Raw genomic sequence first — 19,799 nt, 5'->3', positions numbered from 1 at the left:
ACCACAAACCAATGTGGGAGCGGGCTTGCTCGCGAATGCGGTTCAACATTCAACAGATGTGTTGTTTGTCTTACCGATTTCGCGAGCAAGCCCGCTCCCACAGGAGTACAGCGTAGTGTCAGGCGTAGTAGTCGACGGCGCTGGAGCCGATCACGTGAGTGGCCGTGGCCGCCGCTTCAGCCACGGCGGCCGGCGTCAACTCTTCTTCGGCCGAATCCAGGCGACCGCCGGCTGCACTGGTGCGACCGCCCTGCCCCTGTTGCGCCTGTTCCTGGCCCTGACCCTGACCCTGCCAGCCACGGTTCTGGTCGGACACGTTGACGTCGACCTGCCCCATGCCTTGCTGGTTGAACATGTCGCGCAGGCGGTGCATCTGACCGTCGAGGGCTTCACGCACGCTCGGATGCGCGCTCATGAAGGTCACCTGGGTCTGCTGGTCCGGGACCATGTTCACCCGGATATCCAGACGCCCCAGCTCGGCCGGTTGCAACTGGATGTCAGCCGCCTTCAGGTTGTTGCTCGACAGGTACATGACCCGGTTGACCACTTCTTCGGTCCAGCCGTTCTGGTGCATGGCAATCGGCTGGTTCACTGGTACCGCGTTGGCGGTTTTCGGCGTGGCAGCCTGGGTCAGCGCCGCCAGACGGTTGGCGAAATCATCCACGCGGGTGTCGCTGGTGGCGGTCTTCAGGTCTTTCAGGCCGTCATCGATCAGACCGCTGAACGCCTTCTCACCGCCCTGACTGGTGCTGTCCTTGTCAGCCTGCACGTCGAGCATGCTGGCCATGCCGGCGGCGAAGTTCTGCGCCGAGGTCAATTCACCGTCAGCCTGAGTCTGGGCCGGGGTGGCTTTGGGCTGGGACTGGCTGGAAGCGGAAATGTGGCCACTCTGCTCCATGGCCATGCGCACGGCAGGCAGCGAATCCAGCGGATCCGCCTCGGGGTCGAAAGCCGGATCAGTGGCCGGCGCCGGATCCTTGACCATACCCGGCAATGCCGCCACGGCAGGTTTGTCGGTTTCAGGTTTCGCGGTGGTATCGACCACGGGTGTAGCCACCACTGGCGCAGCAACGACGGGTTCTACCGCTGCCACCAGCGCCGGGTCTACCGGCGCCGTGTCGACAACCGGAGTCGGCACGGTTTCAGCCGTTTCGTCATCGGTAGTAGTCTTGTCGTCCGTTGCCGCCGTCGCCGGTTTGTCGGCGGGCAAGGCTTTGCCGCTATCGGCAACCGCCGGCTCCGGGGCGGCAGACTGATCCTTGCCCACGTCTTTCTTGCCGCTGTTGTCGGCGACCTTGTCACGGGCAGGTTTTGCCGAATTATCGACGGTCACCGAGGGCTTGTTCGGGCCTTGATCGGCGAACACCTGAGCGAAGCTGGAGGCCTTGTCCCCGGGCTCTGCGGCCACTGCCGATGATTTGGCCGAGGCAGCTTGCGCCTTGGCCTGGGCGGCGGTCTGAAGAAGAATGTTGGGGCTTGCAGGCATGGCACGGTCTCCGCTGCACTGGGATCGTAGGTACAGTTGGGATAGATGACTGCAAGTGCCGGGCCAGTTTCGTCAGAATTCCGGCAAAACCGCCCGACGGCAGGATCAGTGGGTCAGCGAGCGCTGCCGCTCGGCGACATAGACGGGCCGCACATCGGCGAATTCGCTATGGATGTCGGCGACCAGTTTGATGATTTCAGAAGGGCTTTTGTCTTTGGCATGCTGTTCCAGCTCCTGGCACAACACCGCGAGACGGGTCGCGCCCATGTTGCTGCTGCTGCCCTTGAAGCTGTGCGCTACGGAAGACAATGCGTCGGCATCGGCAGTCTGCTGCAACTCCCGCAGGCGATTTTCGGAATCGGCGAGGAACGTATCCAGCAGTTCCGGATAGCTGTCTTCCATCACTTCCCGCAGCGCGCTTAGCGCCTCGTGGTCCACATGTGTATCAGCCACTTGTTCACTCCTTGATCAAGAATGCGCGGATTATGCCAGAGCCTCCCAGAAAAACTCCACGCGAGCACTGCGACCATCGTCTGACCAGCTGGCATTACGCGCCAATTGCCGGATCAGGCTGACGCCGCGCCCCGACAGACGGACACCGTCGAGCGGCCGCTCCATCACGCGCGAGACATCAAATCCCTGGCCGCTGTCTTCGACCCGCACCACCAGACAACCGCCCTCGCCTTCCGGCCGCACTTGCAAATGCACGCGCACGTAACCGTCCTGCAAGGCCTCGAGACGCGCATTGCGCTGCTCGTAATAACGGGCGAAACCCGACGCATCGCGCTTGAGGCTCGAATCCAGTCCCAGCACGCCATGCTCCAGCGCGTTGGAATAAAGCTCGGCCAGCACGCTGTACAGTGCGCCACTCTGCGCCCGCAAGCCATGCACCTCAAGCAGCAACTGCAACAGATAAGGCAACGGGTTGAAGCGCTTGAGCGTGGCACCGCGAAATTCGAAGCTCACCGACCAGTCCAGCGGACAGGACTGGCCACTGTCGGAATACACCGGCGCCGATGGATTGACCTGCGCCATCTCCAGCAGGCTGACTTCGACCATGCTCACATCGTCCCGGGCCTCACCGCGAAAGTCCTGCAACGCCTGCTCGATGTCCTCGAACAGCCGATCCGGCTGGTGATTGGCGGCGAACACCTTGTGCAAGCGCTCGACACCGAACAGCTGATCGTTGGCATCGCAGGTGTCGATAACCCCATCGGAGAGCAGGAACACCCGATCGCCCACCGCCATCGAGTGAACCTCGGTGCGGTCATCGAAGGTCTGCGGGCTGAGCACCCCCAACGGCAGGTGGCGTGCCGCCAGCGGTGTGCGCTCCCCGGTGGCGAGGCAATGCAGATAACCGTCGGGCATGCCGCCGTTCCAGACTTCCACCGAGCGCCGCTGAAAACTCAGGCACAACAGCGTCGCGCAGCAGAACATGTCCACCGGCAGGATGCGCTTGAGCTTGGCGTTCATTTCCCGCAGGGTTTCGGCCAGACCGTAACCCTTGGCGGTCATGCCATAGAACACCTCGGCCAGCGGCATGGCGCCGACCGCCGCCGGCAATCCATGACCGGTGAAGTCACCGAGCAACACATGCATGTCGCCGGCCGGGGTGTACGCGGCCAACAGCAAGTCGCCATTGAACAGCGCATAGGGTGATTGCAGGTAACGGATGTTCGGCGCGCTCAGGCAGCCGGAATGCGCGACCTTGTCGAACACGGCCTTGGCGACCCGTTGTTCGTTGAGCAGATACTCGTGGTGTTTGGCAATCAGGTCACGCTGCTGAAGAACCGTGGCCTGTAAACGTCGCAAGCGATCCATCGCCTTGATTTTGGCGGCGAGGATCACCTGGTTGTAAGGCTTCGCCAGAAAGTCGTCACCGCCGGCCTCAAGGCAACGGGCCAGGGCTTCACTTTCCGTCAGCGACGTGAGGAAGATGATCGGCACCAGGTTTTCACCCGCCAGCTTCTTGATCTGGCGTGCGGCTTCGAACCCGTCCATCACCGGCATCATGGCATCCATCAGCACCAGATGCGGCTTTTGCCGGATAAACGCCTCGACTGCCTCCGCACCGTGGGTGGCCGTCAGCACTTCATGCCCCTGACGACGGACGATGGTCGACAACAACAGCCGGTCAGCGGCGCTGTCTTCGGCAATCAGGATCGTCAGCGGCTCTTGCGGCTGCATGGCCGTCAACTGATGTCGAACAGTTTGTCGAAGTTGGAGATGGCGAGGATTTTCTTCACGTCGGAGCTGCTGTTGACCACGCGGATTTCCGAGTCGTCACCGCCGACATGATCACGCAGCAGAAGCAGCATGCCGAGCGCCGAACTGTCGAGATAGGTCGCCTCCTTGAGGTCGACAATCACCGATTCGGGCTGCTCTTTTTCGTAGGATTGGCGAAATTCCTGATGCTTGGCGAAATCGAATCGCCCCTTGACCGAAATCGTCAGTTTTTTCTTGTCCGGAGAGACTTCTGTAACGACTGACATGTACTGGCTTCCTTGTCATTGACGAACTTGTACAAGGTTTAGCACTTGGAGGGGCCATGGGCAAGGCGCGATGGCGTCGGGATCTGTGCGAGATCTGCCCGTCAAAACACCTCGTGGCGCGGCAAACGCTGAGACAACTCGTCCAGCAGCTTCTGTTCGCGCTTGTCTTCGGCGCGCTGCGCTTCATCCAGATAACGTTGTACAAGCTTGCGCAGACCTTCGACCCGGGCGAATGCCTGCTGCCAGGCATCGCGGGCCTTGTCCAGATTGTTCTGGTGCCATTGCAGACTTTGACGCTGTTGATCGACAGCGGTGTCGAGCTGCGCCAGAAAGCCCTGAAAACCCAGCAACCATTGCCCGGAAACGCCCGTGCTGCCGCGTACGATCCACTGCTCGGAGTAATCCAGACGAAAGGCATGCAAGTCGGCGAGTTTGCTCTCGGCCACTTTCACCTGACCCTGAAAGTAACCCAGGCGTTGCACGGCGGTTTTCTCGGCCTTCTCGGCCATGTCCACCACCGGCGCCAGACGCGCGGCTCGACTCAGGGCCATGACCGGTTACCCGCCGGCCGCCGGGGCGAAAATCGTGCCGAGATACGCTTCGCTTTCACCCAGGCTGATGTTGTCGTTGAGGCCCTGACGCAGATACCTGACCAACTGCGGCTGCAGGTTGATGGCAAGGTCAGTCTCGCGATCACCGCCAGCGACATAGGCGCCGACGCTGATCAGGTCGCGGCTCTGTTGGTAGCGCGACCACAGCTGCTTGAAGTATTGCGCACGCTGCATGTGTTCCGGCGACACCACCGCCGGCATCACCCGGCTGATCGAGGCTTCGATATCGATGGCCGGGTAATGACCTTCCTCGGCCAGACGCCGGGACAATACGATGTGCCCGTCGAGCACGCCCCGTGCGGAGTCGGCAATCGGGTCCTGCTGGTCATCGCCTTCGGACAGCACGGTGTAGAACGCGGTGATCGAACCCCCGCCCTTCTCCGCGTTACCGGCGCGCTCCACCAGTTTCGGCAGTTTGGCGAATACCGACGGCGGATAACCCTTGGTCGCCGGCGGCTCGCCGATGGCCAGGGCGATTTCCCGCTGGGCCTGGGCGAAACGGGTCAGCGAATCCATCAGCAACAGGACGTTCTTGCCCTTGTCGCGGAAATACTCGGCGATCCGCGTGCAGTACATCGCCGCGCGCAGACGCATCAGCGGCGCATCGTCCGCAGGCGACGCCACCACCACGGAACGCTTGAGGCCTTCTTCACCGAGGATGTGCTCGATAAACTCTTTAACTTCTCGACCCCGCTCACCGATCAGGCCAACGACAATGATGTCGGCCTCCGTGAAGCGGGTCATCATGCCGAGCAACACCGACTTACCGACACCGGTACCGGCGAACAGACCCAGACGCTGACCACGTCCGACCGTCAACAAACCGTTGATGCAACGGATGCCGACGTCCAGCGGCACGCTGATCGGGTCACGGTTGAGCGGGTTGATCGTCGGGCCATCCATCGGCACCCAGTCTTCGGCTTTCATGCCGCCCTTGCCGTCCAGCGCACGTCCGGCGCCGTCCAGCACGCGACCAAGCATGCTCATGCCCATCGGCAGGCGACCGGTGTCGGCCAGCGGCACCACGCGGGCGCCCGGCGCAATGCCGGCCACGCTGCCGACTGGCATCAGGAAAACCTTGCTGCCGGAGAAACCCATGACTTCGGCTTCAACCTGGGACGGATGATAGGTATCGTCGTTGATCACCATGCAGCGGGTGCCCATGGCGGCGCGCAAGCCTTCGGCTTCGAGCGTCAGGCCGACCATGCGCAGCAGGCGCCCTTCGAGGATCGGCGCACCGGCGATTTCGGTGGCCTCGGCGTAGGTGCTCAGGCGCTTGGCGAAACTGGTGCGTTCAAGGCGCATCGGGGGCGTCCGCGAGCGGCTCTTCTGCGACCGGGGCCGGTTTTGGCGACTCCGGCAGGTCGAGGCTCAGGTCCGGCGCGGCCGGGTGCAAGGCCTGTTCGTGCAACTGGTCGAACAGCTTGGCCATGACCTGGCTGACGCGGGTTTCGATGCTGGCGTCGATCCGGCTGTGGTCGGTCTCGACCCGGCAACCGCCCGGCAACAGGGATTCGTCCTCGACGATGCGCCAGGTTTCCTCATGACGTTCGCGCAGGGCTTTGACCTGTTCGAAATCCTGTGGATTGACGTACAGCCGCACATTGCCCACGCCCAGCGGCAACAGCTTGAGGGCGTCGCGCATGACGTGTTCGATCTGCGTCGAGTCGATGGCCAGCTCGCGCTGAATCACCTGTTTGGCGATGTGCTGCACGAGGTCGACCAGCGACTTTTCGATCTGGGTGTCTTGCTCGGCGATGGGCTCGAACAGGTGGCCCATCAGTTGCTCAAGGTTGTTGACCTTGGCCGTCAGGACCACTTCGGCTTCCTGGCGCACCTTGAGGGTGGCGCTGTGGAAGCCTTCCTTTTCGCCGATGGCGAAGCCCTCGTTGTAGGCCTCCTGACGGATGCTTTCGAGTTCTTCCAGAGTCAGTGGCTGGACTTCCTCCAGCGGCACTTCTTCCATTTCCGGCGGTTCAGGCTCCGGTTCCGGCTCGGGTTCCGGTGCCGGCGGATCGAAGCTCGGGATTGCCCAGGTTTCGAAACCGCGGACGTCCCGGGCACGGATCAGGTCCGTCACATCGTCGTCATGCTTGTCCATGGGCTTAGATCATTTCCTCGCCGCCCTTGCCACCGAGCACGATTTCTCCGGCTTCGGCCATACGGCGGGCGATGGTGAGGATTTCCTTCTGCGCGGTCTCCACGTCGCTGACGCGCACCGGGCCCTTGGCCTCGAGGTCGTCGCGCAGCAGTTCGGCGGCACGCTTGGACATGTTCTTGAAGATCTTTTCCTTGACGCCTTCGTCCGAACCCTTGAGGGCCAGCACCAGCACGTCGGAGGACACTTCGCGCAACAGCGCCTGGATCCCGCGGTCGTCGACATCGGCCAGGTTGTTGAACACGAACATGAGGTCTTCGATCTGACCGGACAGGTCTTCGTCGACTTCGCGGATCGAGTCCATGAGCTGGCCTTCGATCGAGCTGTCGAGGAAGTTCATGATGTCCGCCGCCCGCTTGATACCGCCCAGGGTGGTGCGCGAGGCGTTCGAGTTGCCGGAGAACTGCTTCTCGAGGATCTGGTTCAATTCTTTCAGCGCGGCCGGCTGCACGGTGTTCAACGACGAGACGCGCAGGATGATGTCCAGACGCACCTTGTGGTCGAAGTTGCCCAGCACTTCACCGGCCTGATCCGGATCGAGGTACGCGACCACGATCGCCTGGATCTGCGGGTGCTCGTAACGGATCACGTCGGCAACGGCGCGCGGCTCCATCCATTTCAGGCTGTCGAGGCCGCTGGTGTTGCCGCCCAGCAGAATGCGGTCGATCAGGCCGTTGGCTTTGTCTTCACCCAGGGCCTGGGTGAGCATTTTGCGCACGTAGTCGTCGGAGCCGACGCCCAGGCTGGTCTGGTCGCCGACGATGTCGACGAACTCGCTCATGACCTGTTCGACCTGCTCACGGTGGACGTTGCCCATCTGGGCCATGGCCACGCCGACTCGCTGAACCTCTTTGGGGCCCATGTGGCGCAGCACTTGTGCGGCATCGGTCGAACCCAGGGACAGCAGCAGAATCGCGGCTTTATCGACCCGGGACAGTTTGGCGACGGCGGCTCGGTTATCACTCATCTGCGTTAATCCACTCTTTCACGACCTGGGCCACACGACCCGGGTCTTCTGCCACCAGACTCTTGATTGCGTTCAACTGAGCGTCATAACCCTCGCTCGGGCTCGGCAGCAGGATGCTGGTCGGGCCGCCGAGGCTGACGCGATCGTTGGACAGTTCACCGTCCAGACCGCCCATGCCACCGAGTTCCATGTCGCCGCCCAGACCGGCCAGCTCCTTGCTTTTGCCGCCACCGGTGATGTTGTTGAGCACCGGACGCAGCACGCCGAACACCAGCACCAGGATGAACAGCACACCCAGCACTTGTTTGACGATGTCCCAGAACCATGGCTGGGAGTAGAACGGAATGTCGGCGATCACTTCGCCGCGCTCGGCGGAGAACGGCATGTTGATCACGCTGACGCTGTCGCCACGGCTGGCGTCGAAGCCGACGGCGTCCTGTACCAGACGGGTGAAGCGCGCCAATTCGTCGGCGCTCCACGGTGCACGGGTGGTTTCGCCGTTGGCCGGGTTGATCTTGACCTGATCGTCCACCACCACCGACACCGACAGGCGATTCAGGCGACCCTGCTGCTGTTTGGTGTGGCTGATAGAACGGTCGAGTTCGAAGTTCTTGGTGGATTGTTGACGCTTGTCCGCCGGGTACGGCGCGAGCATCGGCTGGCCGGTGGCCGGATCCATGATCTGCTGACCGTTGGCATCAACCAGTGGCTGGCCAGGCTGCACCATGCTCGCCGGGGCGGCTGCGCCACCGGTGGTTTGCGGCGCCGAAGCCGGCGACGGTGGCTGGTTGCTCAGGGCGCCCGGCACACCTTGCGGGCCATTGCTGGCGGTGCGTTGTTCGTTGACCGACTGTTCGCTGCGCAGCGCCGGTTGATCCGGGTTGAACTGTTCGGCGGTCGATTCGACGGCACTGAAATCGACGTCGGCCGATACTTCAGCCTTGTAACGGTCGTTGCCCAGTACCGGTTGCAGAATGTTGTGCACGCGCTGGGTGAGCATGCTTTCCATGCGGCGGCTGTAGTCGAACTGCTTGCCGGCCATGGTCATTTCGGAGTTTTCCGCCTGATCCGACAGCAGGTTGCCCTTCTGGTCGACGACGGTGATCTGCGATTTGCTCAGCTCGGGAACGGAGGTTGCCACCAGATTGATAATGGCAACGACCTGGCCTGGCTCCAGCGAACGACCGGAGTACAGCTCGACCAGTACCGAAGCGCTTGGCTTGCGTTCGTCACGCACGAACACCGAACTTTTCGGGATCGCCAGGTGAACGCGCGCGCCCTTGACGTTGTTCAGGCTGGAAATGGTGCGGGCCAGTTCGCCTTCGAGACCGCGACGATAACGGGTCGCTTCCATGAACTGGCTGGTGCCCAGACCCTGTTCCTTGTCGAGGATTTCAAAACCGATGTTGCCGTCGCTGGGAGTGACACCAGCGGCCGCGAGCTTGAGCCGCGCACGGGACAGGTCATCGGCCTTGACCAGCAAGGCGCCGGAATTAGGTTCGACGGTGTAGGGAATGTCGGCGGAGGCCAGGGTGTCCATGACCTGCTTGGCGTCCATGCCGGCAAGGCTGCCGTACAGAGGCCGGTAGTCCGGTTGCTGCGACCACAGCACCACGGCAAAGCCAATCGCCACGCTCGCGGCCAGGCCGACCAACAGGCCCACCTGACGCAGCACGGTCATCTCGGAGAGGTTTTCCAGGAAGGACAGGCCGAACAGCGGCGGTTTGCCGTCTATCGGGGTGGCCTTGGCCGGAACGTTATCGGCGACTGCTTCTGCCATGACTCAATCTCGTCCTTAAACCGGCATCTGCATGATGTCTTGATAAGCCTGAACCAGCTTGTTGCGCACCTGGGTCAGAGCCTGGAACGACACGCTGGCCTTTTGCGAGGCAATCATCACGTCCGTCAGATCGACGCCGCTCTTGCCGATTTCAAATGCGTTGGCCAACTGAGTCGACGCCTGCTGGGTATCACTGACTTTGTTGATGGCCTGACCGAGCATGTCGGAAAAGCTGCTGCCTGCCACTTCAGGGGCAGCGGCAATCGATTTCGGCTTCGACATGGCGTCCATTTGCATGGCCTTCATGTCCATCATCAACCGATTAAATTCAATACCTTGGCTCATGGTCTACTCTCTTGGGCGGCCCGCAATTTTTTGACACTCACTCGGCGGGTACTCAGGTGTTAGCAACAACGGTGCCAGCTCGTGGGCACCGCTTTCAGAAAAGCCGTTTCAAACGTTTGCGCCACCCGTCAGGTGGCGAACAGGTAGCCTTCGACATCCATGCCCGCATCGCGCATTTGCGCCAGTTTGTAACGCAGGGTGCGCGGGCTGATGCCGAGTTTTTCGGCGGCTTCCTTGCGCCGGCCGCGCTCGGTACGCAGGGTGTCGATGATCATCTGGAACTCGCGGCGACGCAGGTCATCGCCCAGCGCACCGGCCGAATCCGCCTCGATCTCGACTTCACGAATGACCGGCGTAACCGGCACTGCCGCCGGCAATGGAGCAAACAGCGCAGGCCCGGAGAGACAGAAATCCTGCGGCTGGATCAACCCGCCCTGCTGCAGAATCAAGGCCCGCTGGACCGCGTTATCCAGCTCGCGCACGTTGCCCGGCCACGGATAAGCGATCAGGCACGCTTGCGCCTCGGGCGAAAACTTCGCCATCGCATGCTTCATTTTATTGACGTGTTTGGCCAACAGACGCTCGGCCAGCGGCAGGATATCGGCGGTGCGCTCGCGCAACGGACGCCAGGCCAGCGGAAAGACCGACAGACGATAATAGAGGTCCTCACGGAACCGCCCCGCCGCCACTTCACCGGCCAGGTCGCGGTTGGTGGTCGCCACCACGCGAATATCGAGAGTGATCGGCTTGCGGGCGCCGACCCGTTCCACTTCCCGCTCCTGCAACACCCGCAGCAGCTTGGCTTGCAAACCCAGGGGCATTTCGGAAATTTCATCGAGCAGAATGGTGCCGCCGTCCGCCTGTTCGAACTTGCCGGCCTGGGCCGCGATGGCGCCGGTGAACGAGCCTTTTTCGTGACCGAACAGAGTGGCTTCGAGCATGTTGTCCGGGATCGCCGCACAGTTGATCGCAATGAACGGCTGACTGGCGCGATGGGATTGCTGGTGGATGTAGCGCGCCAGCACTTCCTTGCCGGTGCCGGACTCACCGGAAATCAGCACGGTGGAATCACTGCGCGCGACCCGCGCCGCCAGATCCAGCAATTGAGCACTGGCCGGCTCGACCGCGACCGGCCCTTCGGCGTCACTGGCGCCAAGGCTGCCCAAGGCGTGACGCGCCACCAGATCCAGCAGAGCCTTGGGCTCGAACGGCTTGACCAGATAATCCGCCGCGCCCTGGCGCATGGCATCGACCGCGCGCTCGACCGCGCCATGGGCGGTCATCAGCAGCACCGGCAATTGCGGTTGCCGCGCGCGCAGCAGGCCGAGCAATTGATGACCGTCCATGCCCGGCATGTTGACGTCGCTGACCACCAGACTGAACGCTTCGCGCTCGACGGCGTTCAGCGCCTCTTCGGCCGAACCCACCGCGTGATAGTCGTGACCGGCCAGCAACAGCGTATCGGCCAGCGCTTCGCGCAACGAGCGGTCATCCTCGACCAGCAGAACCTTGATGCCCATGACCTTCACTCAGCTCCCTGTACAGCAGAAAACAACGGCAGGATGACCTGCGCGCACGTACCGCGCCCGACCCGCGAACGCAGCTGCAATTCTCCCTGATGCGCACGTGCCACGGCCTTGACCACGGTCAGGCCCAGGCCGGTCCCGGTAACTTTGGTGGTGAAAAACGGCTCGCCCAGCCGCGCCAGCACCGCCGCATCAATACCGCTGCCGCTGTCACTGACACACAAACGCAGGGTGTTGTCGCGGGTATAGCAATGCACCTTCAGACGCACCTCGCCGGCACTCGCCTGAATGGCGTTTTCAATCAGATTGAGCAGCGCCCCGACCAGCGTGTCGCGATTGCACAGCAACTCGCCGACATGGCTGTCGCACTGCCAGCGGATCGGCAGATCCTGCACATGGGTCAGCGCCGCGGCCTGCAACGACTGCATCAAGGCATTCGGCGTGACACGATCGGTCAGCGGCAGCTCGCCGCGGGCGAACACCAGCATGTCGCGCACCTGATGCTCGAGCTCGTGCAGGCGCTCCTTGAGACGACCGGCGAAACGCTGCTGGGTCGCGACCGGCAGTTCCTGCTCGGTCAAATGACTGGCGTACAGCAACGCGGCGGACAACGGTGTGCGGATCTGATGAGCCAGCGACGCGACCATCCGCCCCAGGGACGACAGGCGCTCGTGGCGCGCCAGCTGATCCTGCAAGTGACGGGTTTCAGTCAGGTCGTTGAGCAGCACCAACTGCCCCGGCTCGGCATCCAGCGAGCGGGTGGCAATCGACAGGCGTCGACCGTTCTTCAAGGAAATTTCGTGGCCGTCGTCTTCTCGGGGTGCGAAGCAACGGGCGATGACATGGCGCCACAGCTCGCCTTCCAGAGGCAGGCCGAGCAGATCGATGGCGGCCGGATTGGCCTCGCACACAATACCGTGACCGTCGATGACGATGACGCCGCCGGGCAACAGATCCAGGAGGTTTTGCAGACGGTTGGCCAGGCGTTCTTTTTCCGCCAGTTCCTGCATGCGCTGGGCGCTGACCACGGCCAGCTCACCCTTGAGCTCGGTGACCCGGGCTTCGAGCATGCTGTAGGAGTCGGTCAACTGGCTGGACATCTGATTGAACAGGGCGAATGCCTGCTCAAGCCCCTGGCGGCTCGCCTGCTCTACGGACGGCAGTTGCCCCGAGGACTCGGGAACAGAAGACATCTGGGAGGCTTGGGGCATTGTGCTCTCTCGCTTGGCTGACCGTCAGTTAAACGGAACGTTGCGAGGGATGTAGCAATACCCGTGCCTAAAAAAAACCGCTTATAAATGAAGCAGTTGAAAAACAGGCGTCAATCATCCGCCTGTTCATCACCTTCACGACGGCTCATGCCGTACTTGCGCATCTTCTCCACCAGCGTGGTGCGGCGAATGCGCAGGCGTTCGGCGGCGCGGGCCACGATGCCGTTGGCGTCGTCCAGCGCCTGCTGGATCAAGCCCTGCTCCAGACCACCGAGGTAGTCCTTCAGGTCGAGACCTTCCGGCGGCAGCATGGCGTTGGCGGTGAAGTCCGGCGTGTGGCCGTTGATTGCCACGCGCTCTTCCAGATCGCTGCGCAGGCTGTCGACCATTTGCTCGTCTTCGTCGTCGACGTAGCGGAATTTCTTCGGCAACTCGACCACGCCGATCACCCCGTACGGATGCATGATCGCCATGCGCTCCACCAGGTTGGCCAGCTCGCGGACGTTGCCCGGCCAGCCGTGGCGGCACAGGGACATGATCGCGGCGGAGTTGAAGCGGATCGAACCGCGCTTCTCGTGCTCCATGCGCGAGATCAGCTCGTTCATCAGCAGCGGAATGTCTTCGACGCGCTCACGCAGCGGCGCCATCTCGATCGGGAACACGTTCAGGCGATAGTAGAGGTCTTCGCGGAAGGTGCCGATCTCGATCATGCTTTCGAGATTCTTGTGGGTCGCGGCGATGATGCGCACGTCGACGCTTTGGGTCTTGTTGCTGCCCACACGCTCGAAGGTGCGCTCCTGCAGCACGCGCAGCAGCTTGACCTGCATCGGCAGCGGCATGTCGCCGATTTCGTCGAGGAACAGCGTACCGCCGTTGGCCAGCTCGAAGCGGCCGGCACGGCTGGTGATCGCGCCGGTGAAGGCACCCTTCTCGTGACCGAACAGTTCGCTTTCCAGCAACTCGGCCGGGATCGCCCCGCAGTTGACCGGCACGAATGGCGCGTCACGACGCTTGGAATGGTAATGCAGGTTGCGCGCAACCACTTCCTTGCCGGTCCCGGACTCGCCGAGGATCAGTACGCTGGCGTCGGTGTCGGCCACTTGCTGCATCATCTGACGCACGTGCTGGATCGCACGACTGGTGCCGACGAGACTGCGGAACAGGTTGGGTTCGCGATGACGGCCGCGCTCGCGGGCCTGGTCGTACATTTCGCGATAGACCTGGGCACGGTGCAGGGAGTCGAGCAGTTTGCTGTAGCTCGGCGGCATTTCGAGGGTCGAAAGTACCCGGCGGCGTTGGTCTTCGGGCAGGTCCACCGAAGAATTATCGCCCATCAGCAAAACCGGAAGGAACTCATCCCAGGTTGAGAGTGTCTTTAAAAGGCCCAAAAGCGCACCAGGAGCATTGACCGTCCCGATCAGTACGCAAATGACCTCACGACTAGACGACAAAGAGCCGACTGCCTGCTGCCAGTCATGGCTTCCGCAGGGTAAATTTTCTTCGCCAAGAAAATTTAAGATCACCGCCAGGTCGCGGCGGCGGACGCTATCGTCATCGATCAGCAGAATTTTGGTTTCACGCCACATGCAATAGCAACTTCCCTAGTCAACTCAATGCCCAAAATGAGGGGCAAGCGAGACGCTTGCAGGACACCTTGTGCCTGTAGACGCCTGAAATCTGAAAACAGCCACTAGTTAAGTCAAAAAACCGTGCACAGTCAAATTTATGGCGCACATGTCTGGATTAACTGAGGGTTAATTAACCAAACAGATGGTAAACCTTTGCCGCGTTCTGCGCTTGGGTGATCTGCGACATCTCGTCGACTATCGCCTGACGCTCACCCATGGCGACTTCAAGCAGCTGCTTGTAGACATGCAGCAACTCCTCAAGGTTATCGCGCAACGCGACCTCGTCCACCGAAGCTTCACTCAAGACATCTTCCATGCAGGAACGGCAATCGAGATCCAGTTGACCGATCGCCTCCCAGTTACGCTCGGCCAGGGCGCCGACCAACGCTGCTCGGGTTTCTTCGATTCGCTGCAATACAAGACTCATGGTGATCTCCTCAGAACTGCGGAGCGGGCGCAGGCGCGATCGCATCCCAGCCTTCTTTGACGGTGCTCAGCAAGCCGGCAACCTCATCAAGAATGCGCGGATCGCTACTGATGTTCGCCTCGGCGAGACGCTTCATCATGTAGATGTAAAGACCGTCCAGATCAGCCAGCGTATCCGCGGAATTTTCCAGATCCAGACCTTCGCGCAGTCCACTGACGATGCCGATGGCCTTGCTGATCGACGTGCACTTGCCAGGAATATCCTTGCGCTCGATCGCACCTTTGGCCTGGGCGATACGGTCCAGGCCGCCTTCCATCAGCATTTGCACCAGACGATGAGGGCTCGCTTCAGACGTCTGAGCGTGCGCACCTACTTTCTGGTATTGCCGAAGGGCTAACATCGGATTCATGTTCTACCTCATTTGCCACAATGACTCGTATGAACAGTGTATCGCCAGCGAGTCGAAAAACTTTAGACCACAAGACAAAAACCCGGCGCACGCTCGAAAGCGTAGCCGGGTTTTTGTCGCTCTTGCATGTTACTTCGCAGATTGCTGAGCGTTCAGCGAGCTGAAGAACGAAGTAATGTTGCTCGCTGTGGCCTTCATTTGTCCTACCAGCAGGTCCATGGCGTTGTATTTTGCAGTCAACGTCTTGGTCATGCCGGCAACGCGTATATCCAGTGCCGTTTGCTGGGCGGTAAGGCTACGCGTATTGCCGTTCAGGATCGTCAGACGCTGATCCAGCAAACCGGTGGTGGTCTTGCCATCGGCCGAAGCCTTGAGGTAAGGATCCACCGCCTTGCTCATGCGCGCCAACAGACCATTGGTGTCGTTGGTCCCGGTGAACATCTCCTGAACCTTGCCGCTCATGCCTGGCGTGGACATGGCCTTGTTGAACGCGGCCGTGTCGAACGTCAGGTTACCGGTATTGCGGTCGGTCATGACACCCAGCTGCGACAGATAGGCCATCGGGCTGCCAGCGGTAGCACTCGGGGCCGTGATTTGCCCACGGATATCGGCAACCAGCGAACGCGCCAGGGAGTCACCGGTGAACGCCGCCTGAACGGTCAGCTTGCCATCTTCGTCCGGCGTTGCCTTGGACAACGTATCAATGGTGTTTTTCAAGGTGTTGTATGCATCGACGAACGCCTGAACCGACGTCTGCAAACCCTTGGTGTTACCGTCGACAGTCACCGTGACAGGTGTCGGAGGCGTACCCGGGCTGACGGTTACCAGGTTCATCGTCAGACCACTGATGGCGCCGGTGACCGTGTTGCTCTTGCTGGTCACTGCCAAGCCGTCGATGGTCAGAGACGCATCCTGAGCGAGGCCGTTGACCGCGCCGGAAGCACCGGCCGCCGGGCTGGTGCCCATTTCCTGTGTGCCGTCGATTTCCAGGCCGGCAATGCCGCTGACCTTCATATCGGAGCCTGCGCCAGTCTTGCTCGAACTGATCACCAGACGCGAAGCGCCCGAGCTGTCGGTCACAATGTTGGCGGAAATGCCGTTGACGCCCTGAGCCGTGTTGATGGCGTCACGAGTGCTCTGCAAAGTGGCATTGGCCGGGATCGTGACATTGTAATCAGTGCCATTCTGACTGATTTTCAGGGTACCACTCGGAATGGCACTGGCAGCACCGCCGGCAAAGGATGCACTGGCTATTTTCGAACCGGTGGCCAGTTTATTCACAACAACACTGTAAGTACCCGAGACCGCGGTGTTATCCGCAGAGACCCCTAGAACGCCCGGAGTGCCCGAAGTCGCCGTGTAACCGGCAAACGCTGGATTGGTCTTGCTGCCCAGGTTGGTCATCGCCGTCTGGAATGCGGTCAGCGCACTCTTCAACGTGCCGATACCGGAAATCTTCAGCGTGTTGGTTTTAGTCGCATTATCGATCTGCGTCTGTTTCGGCGTCTTGTCGGCATTGACCAGCGCAGTAACGATCGCACCGATGTCCAGGCCGGAACCCAGGCCCGAACCCGGTAAAATTGGACTTGCCATGTGCATCTCCCTTGGGGTTATTGCCAGTCTTTTGACCAATGCCTGCGTCTAAAGAACTTCAAACACTATTCATGCCAGCTATCAGACTTTGGCGTCGAACAACACGTGACTCGCGTTGGCGAGGCTGTCTGCCAGCTTGAGGGCTTCTGCGGAGGGGATCTGTCGTACGACCTCGCCCGTCTCGCTCGCGATCACCTTGACGATGACCTTGCCGGAATGCTCGTCGATCGAGAATTCCAGATTGCGCTTGATCGACTGAACGAACTTCTCGATCTCCTGCACCGCCAGCTTCAGCTTGGTTTCATCTGCTTCCTGGCTCTTTTTCGAGGCAGGAACAGCATCAACGGTCTGAGGCTTGGTTTCCGACGGCTTGTCGGTAACGGTATTGGCTGGCTTGGGAGCCGGATAAGACACGTTAAGCTTGACGCTCATGTCCATGCTCATCACCTCATAACGTAAAAAGCGAGAGAGCACGCAAGCGCACTCCCCCGCTAAAACTCATTCCGAAATTACTGAAGCAGCTTCAGTACAGCGGAAGGCAGTTGGTTGGCTTGAGCCAGAACAGAGGTCGAAGCCTGTTGCAGGGTTTGCTGCTTGGTCAGGTTAGCAGTCTCTGCGGCGAAGTCGGTATCTTGTACGCGACCTTGTGCAGCAGTGGTGTTTTCGTTGATGTTCTGCAAGTTCTGGATGGTGCTGTTCAGACGGTTTTGCGAAGCACCCAGGCTGGCACGAGTTGCACCGATTGCAGCGATAGCGGCGTCGATTGCAGTGATCGCGTTGTCGATGTTCGAAGCGGCGGCAGCCGAAGTAGCACCGGTCAGAACAACAGTACCGCTACCTACCGACAGACTGGCGGCGTCGAACTTGGAGCTCAGTACCAGGTCGATGTGGTTAGCCGAACCGGTGTTTGCGCCAACTTGCAGAGTCACAGTACCAGCCGAACCGTCCAGCAGGTTTTTGCCGTTCAGGTTGGTCGAAGCCGAGATACGGGTGATCTCGTCGGACATCTGAGCGAATTCAGCGTTGGTAGCGGTCTGGTCAGCAGTGCCGTTGGTACCGTTACGTGCTTTAACAGCCAGTTCACGCATACGCTGCAGAATGTCGGTAGTAGCCTGCAGAGCGCCTTCAGCGGTCTGGGCAACGGAGATACCGTCGTTGGCGTTCTGGATTGCCTGGGTGTTACCGCGGATCTGGGAAGACATACGGTTGGAGATCTGCAGGCCAGCGGCGTCGTCTTTAGCGCTGTTGATTTTCAGGCCGGAAGACAGGCGCTGCATCGAAGTCGACAGAGCGTCGGAAGCGCGGTTCAGGTTTTTCTGAACGTTCAACGACGTGGTGTTGGTGTTTACTGTTAAAGCCATGACGAATTCCTCGTTGGTTGGGTACTGCGGCTTCCGGCCCTGGCAACCGCCGGGTATGGCCTAGAGAACCTTCGTAATAGTTATCGTCGGGTTTGCAGGTTGCTTGAGGGCTTTTTTGAAAAATTTTGCCATCACCCTGCCACCCCCTAGAAAACAAAGACTTAGCAGCACTTCACCTTCTAAAAAATGACGTCATAAAACCGTCCGTGGCGCAAAGCTGCGGGCCAGCGCCTTCGACCGTCGTCAGGCGGACGATTCTTCCAGCAATTGAATCAACTCGTACTCCATGAAGTCGGCAAGCCCCAACCAGTCCTGACGCTCCTGGCACTCGAGCATTTGCGTGAGCAACTGCGCCCAGGCCTGCTGCTTCTGCGCACCGGCCGACAGCAATGACTGCTGCGCGCCCTCGAACACATCGACCATGGTCAACGCGGCCTCGACATCACGTCCCAACCGAAACAGCCCGGCGCACTGTTGGCATTCGTCTACCCAGCTTTGCAGCGCAGTCATTGCACGAACTCCTGATTGAACGCTGTACCGGCAATCTGCGCGCCCGCGCGGCTGCTGTTGAAAAACGCCACCTGCGGCTGACTGGCGATGTATCGCTCCAGCACGCACAGATAACCGCGAAAATTGAGCTGGGTACTGACGCGCTGGCCATGGCCATCACGCACCCAGTGCCGCGCCTGATTCACCGACGGCCCCAGGTCACCGTCATTCCAGCCGGCATGGGTCTTGTTCATCGGGAAGGCAAAATCGGCGCCGAACAGCGTGATCCGTGCAGCGCCCATCTTCACCGCCAGGTCCACGGCCGGATGAATCACGCTGCCGCCCACATGCAGCAGCGCCCTCGGGTGCTGTTCACGCAATGCCGCATAGACCGGACTGGCCGAGTAACCGCCATAACGTTTGCCCTTCCAGGCCCTCAGCACCTCGGGATCACTCATGGGCAGGTACACCAGCGGGATGCCGTCGGACTCCTCGAAAGGCAAGTGCCGGAAGCTGATTCGCTGATCGATGCTCACCACATAGTCGGGCACGATCCCGTGCTCGCGCAGTGGCCGGTAAGCGGTATCGACACAAATGAACAACGGACGCCCGGACCGCTCGCGAATCGCCGCCAGGCGCTCGAAGTGCTGCTCCAGCGTCGGCCCGGTGCCGATCACATAAATCTCCCGACCGGTGCAGGTGCCGAACAGCGTCGCCACATCATCGTCGGCGAGCAACACGGGCAGGCAGTCCTGCAGGCGCTGCTGAATGAACGGTGACTGCGGATCGAACTCGCGATTGTTGAAGCTCAGGTGCACTTCGCTGACCAGTCGATCACGAATCTTTGCGTTGAAGTCATCGGCCAGCAGCATTTCGGCAGGCAATGCAAAGAACGGCGTGCAGATGTCGGGCAGGTCGCCGGCGTAGAGCAATTCAACTCGCGGATCCTGCAGCCACTCACGCTGATCGAGCAGTTGCAACACCAGGGTGAACAGCGCGCCATTGAGGATGTGCACATACAAGCGTTCAAGCCCGGCGCGCTCCAGCAACACCGTGGGCAAATCCCCGAGGCCGGTGCCGTAGACATGCAGTTGCGGCTTGTCCGTTGGCAGGCTGGCGGCCTGTATTTGCGCTTCGCGGACACGGTCATGCCGGCTGGTGAGCTGAATGCCGCCAATGCTCAGCGTCGAGCCCAGCCCTTGCGTCAGCTCGGCCTCGATTGCCGAACTGTCTTCGTTCAGCAATCGTGCGAACAGCGTCGGCCAGCGTCGCTCGAAGACTTCAGCGTTAGCTTGGAAAAACTCACTCATGGTGCC

At 60.8% G+C, this 19,799-nt stretch carries 20 protein-coding genes; all 20 read right to left on the bottom strand.

What is annotated here, in order from left to right; translation table 11 throughout:
• Positions 1-118: 118 nt before the first annotated feature.
• Positions 119-1,486, bottom strand: coding sequence for a flagellar hook-length control protein FliK (locus ABTV87_RS07895; protein ID WP_221533338.1), 1,368 nt, complete (start codon positions 1,484-1,486; stop codon positions 119-121).
• 105 nt (positions 1,487-1,591) lie between these two features.
• Positions 1,592-1,939, bottom strand: coding sequence for an Hpt domain-containing protein (locus ABTV87_RS07890; protein ID WP_007951942.1), 348 nt, complete (start codon positions 1,937-1,939; stop codon positions 1,592-1,594).
• A gap of 30 nt (positions 1,940-1,969) precedes the next feature.
• Positions 1,970-3,673, bottom strand: a complete 1,704-nt coding sequence (locus tag ABTV87_RS07885) for an ATP-binding SpoIIE family protein phosphatase (protein WP_433899223.1) — start codon at positions 3,671-3,673, stop codon at positions 1,970-1,972.
• Positions 3,674-3,678: 5 nt separating this feature from the next.
• Entirely contained in the window at positions 3,679-3,978 is a 300-nt protein-coding gene (locus ABTV87_RS07880; RefSeq protein ID WP_007951938.1) for an STAS domain-containing protein, read from the bottom strand.
• 101 nt (positions 3,979-4,079) lie between these two features.
• Positions 4,080-4,529, bottom strand: coding sequence for a flagellar export protein FliJ (fliJ, locus tag ABTV87_RS07875; RefSeq protein WP_085605789.1), 450 nt, complete (start codon positions 4,527-4,529; stop codon positions 4,080-4,082).
• 6 nt (positions 4,530-4,535) lie between these two features.
• On the bottom strand, positions 4,536-5,894 hold the full coding sequence (gene fliI / locus ABTV87_RS07870) for a flagellar protein export ATPase FliI (RefSeq protein ID WP_085605786.1): 1,359 nt from the start codon (positions 5,892-5,894) through the stop codon (positions 4,536-4,538).
• A complete protein-coding gene (gene fliH, locus ABTV87_RS07865; RefSeq protein WP_433899222.1) occupies positions 5,884-6,690 on the bottom strand; it encodes a flagellar assembly protein FliH in 807 nt (268 codons plus the stop codon). Before fliH ends, fliI begins: the two co-directional genes overlap by 11 nt.
• Before the next feature lie 4 nt (positions 6,691-6,694).
• Positions 6,695-7,714 (bottom strand): flagellar motor switch protein FliG, encoded by a 1,020-nt coding sequence (gene fliG, locus ABTV87_RS07860; RefSeq protein WP_007958288.1) that lies wholly within the window; start codon positions 7,712-7,714, stop codon positions 6,695-6,697.
• On the bottom strand, positions 7,707-9,494 hold the full coding sequence (gene fliF, locus ABTV87_RS07855; protein WP_007958290.1) for a flagellar basal-body MS-ring/collar protein FliF: 1,788 nt from the start codon (positions 9,492-9,494) through the stop codon (positions 7,707-7,709). Before fliF ends, fliG begins: the two co-directional genes overlap by 8 nt.
• Positions 9,495-9,509: 15 nt before the next feature.
• Positions 9,510-9,839, bottom strand: coding sequence for a flagellar hook-basal body complex protein FliE (gene fliE, locus ABTV87_RS07850; protein ID WP_007958292.1), 330 nt, complete (start codon positions 9,837-9,839; stop codon positions 9,510-9,512).
• Between the two features lie 128 nt (positions 9,840-9,967).
• Positions 9,968-11,359 (bottom strand): sigma-54-dependent transcriptional regulator, encoded by a 1,392-nt coding sequence (locus tag ABTV87_RS07845; protein WP_085605782.1) that lies wholly within the window; start codon positions 11,357-11,359, stop codon positions 9,968-9,970.
• Between the two features lie 5 nt (positions 11,360-11,364).
• The gene (locus ABTV87_RS07840) at positions 11,365-12,576 is read right to left on the bottom strand and encodes a sensor histidine kinase (protein ID WP_085605780.1); all 1,212 of its coding nucleotides are present in this window, start codon (positions 12,574-12,576) and stop codon (positions 11,365-11,367) included.
• A gap of 110 nt (positions 12,577-12,686) precedes the next feature.
• On the bottom strand, positions 12,687-14,162 hold the full coding sequence (locus ABTV87_RS07835) for a sigma-54 dependent transcriptional regulator (protein WP_003222863.1): 1,476 nt from the start codon (positions 14,160-14,162) through the stop codon (positions 12,687-12,689).
• A 172-nt stretch (positions 14,163-14,334) separates the two neighbouring features.
• A complete protein-coding gene (locus ABTV87_RS07830; protein ID WP_007958300.1) occupies positions 14,335-14,631 on the bottom strand; it encodes a hypothetical protein in 297 nt (98 codons plus the stop codon).
• 10 nt (positions 14,632-14,641) lie between these two features.
• Positions 14,642-15,040, bottom strand: a complete 399-nt coding sequence (fliS, locus tag ABTV87_RS07825; RefSeq protein ID WP_085605778.1) for a flagellar export chaperone FliS — start codon at positions 15,038-15,040, stop codon at positions 14,642-14,644.
• Positions 15,041-15,169: 129 nt separating this feature from the next.
• On the bottom strand, positions 15,170-16,633 hold the full coding sequence (gene fliD / locus ABTV87_RS07820) for a flagellar filament capping protein FliD (protein ID WP_085605776.1): 1,464 nt from the start codon (positions 16,631-16,633) through the stop codon (positions 15,170-15,172).
• Between the two features lie 81 nt (positions 16,634-16,714).
• Positions 16,715-17,071: a flagellar protein FlaG gene (locus ABTV87_RS07815; RefSeq protein WP_085605774.1), complete on the bottom strand. Its 357-nt coding sequence runs from the start codon at positions 17,069-17,071 to the stop codon at positions 16,715-16,717.
• Positions 17,072-17,142: 71 nt separating this feature from the next.
• A complete protein-coding gene (locus ABTV87_RS07810) occupies positions 17,143-17,994 on the bottom strand; it encodes a flagellin domain-containing protein (RefSeq protein WP_085605772.1) in 852 nt (283 codons plus the stop codon).
• A 243-nt stretch (positions 17,995-18,237) separates the two neighbouring features.
• Entirely contained in the window at positions 18,238-18,504 is a 267-nt protein-coding gene (locus ABTV87_RS07805) for a hypothetical protein (RefSeq protein ID WP_258713079.1), read from the bottom strand.
• Complete coding sequence (locus ABTV87_RS07800; RefSeq protein ID WP_085605768.1) at positions 18,501-19,793, bottom strand: motility associated factor glycosyltransferase family protein; 1,293 nt, start codon at positions 19,791-19,793, stop codon at positions 18,501-18,503. The genes ABTV87_RS07805 and ABTV87_RS07800 overlap by 4 nt, the downstream gene beginning before the upstream one ends.
• Positions 19,794-19,799: the final 6 nt, after the last annotated feature.

The organism is Pseudomonas sp. PSE1(2024), from assembly GCF_050990555.1.
Classification (GTDB): domain Bacteria; phylum Pseudomonadota; class Gammaproteobacteria; order Pseudomonadales; family Pseudomonadaceae; genus Aquipseudomonas; species Aquipseudomonas aphyarum.
The sequence above is the reverse complement of the archived record's forward strand: the minus strand, read 5'-3'. Positions and strand labels throughout refer to the sequence as shown.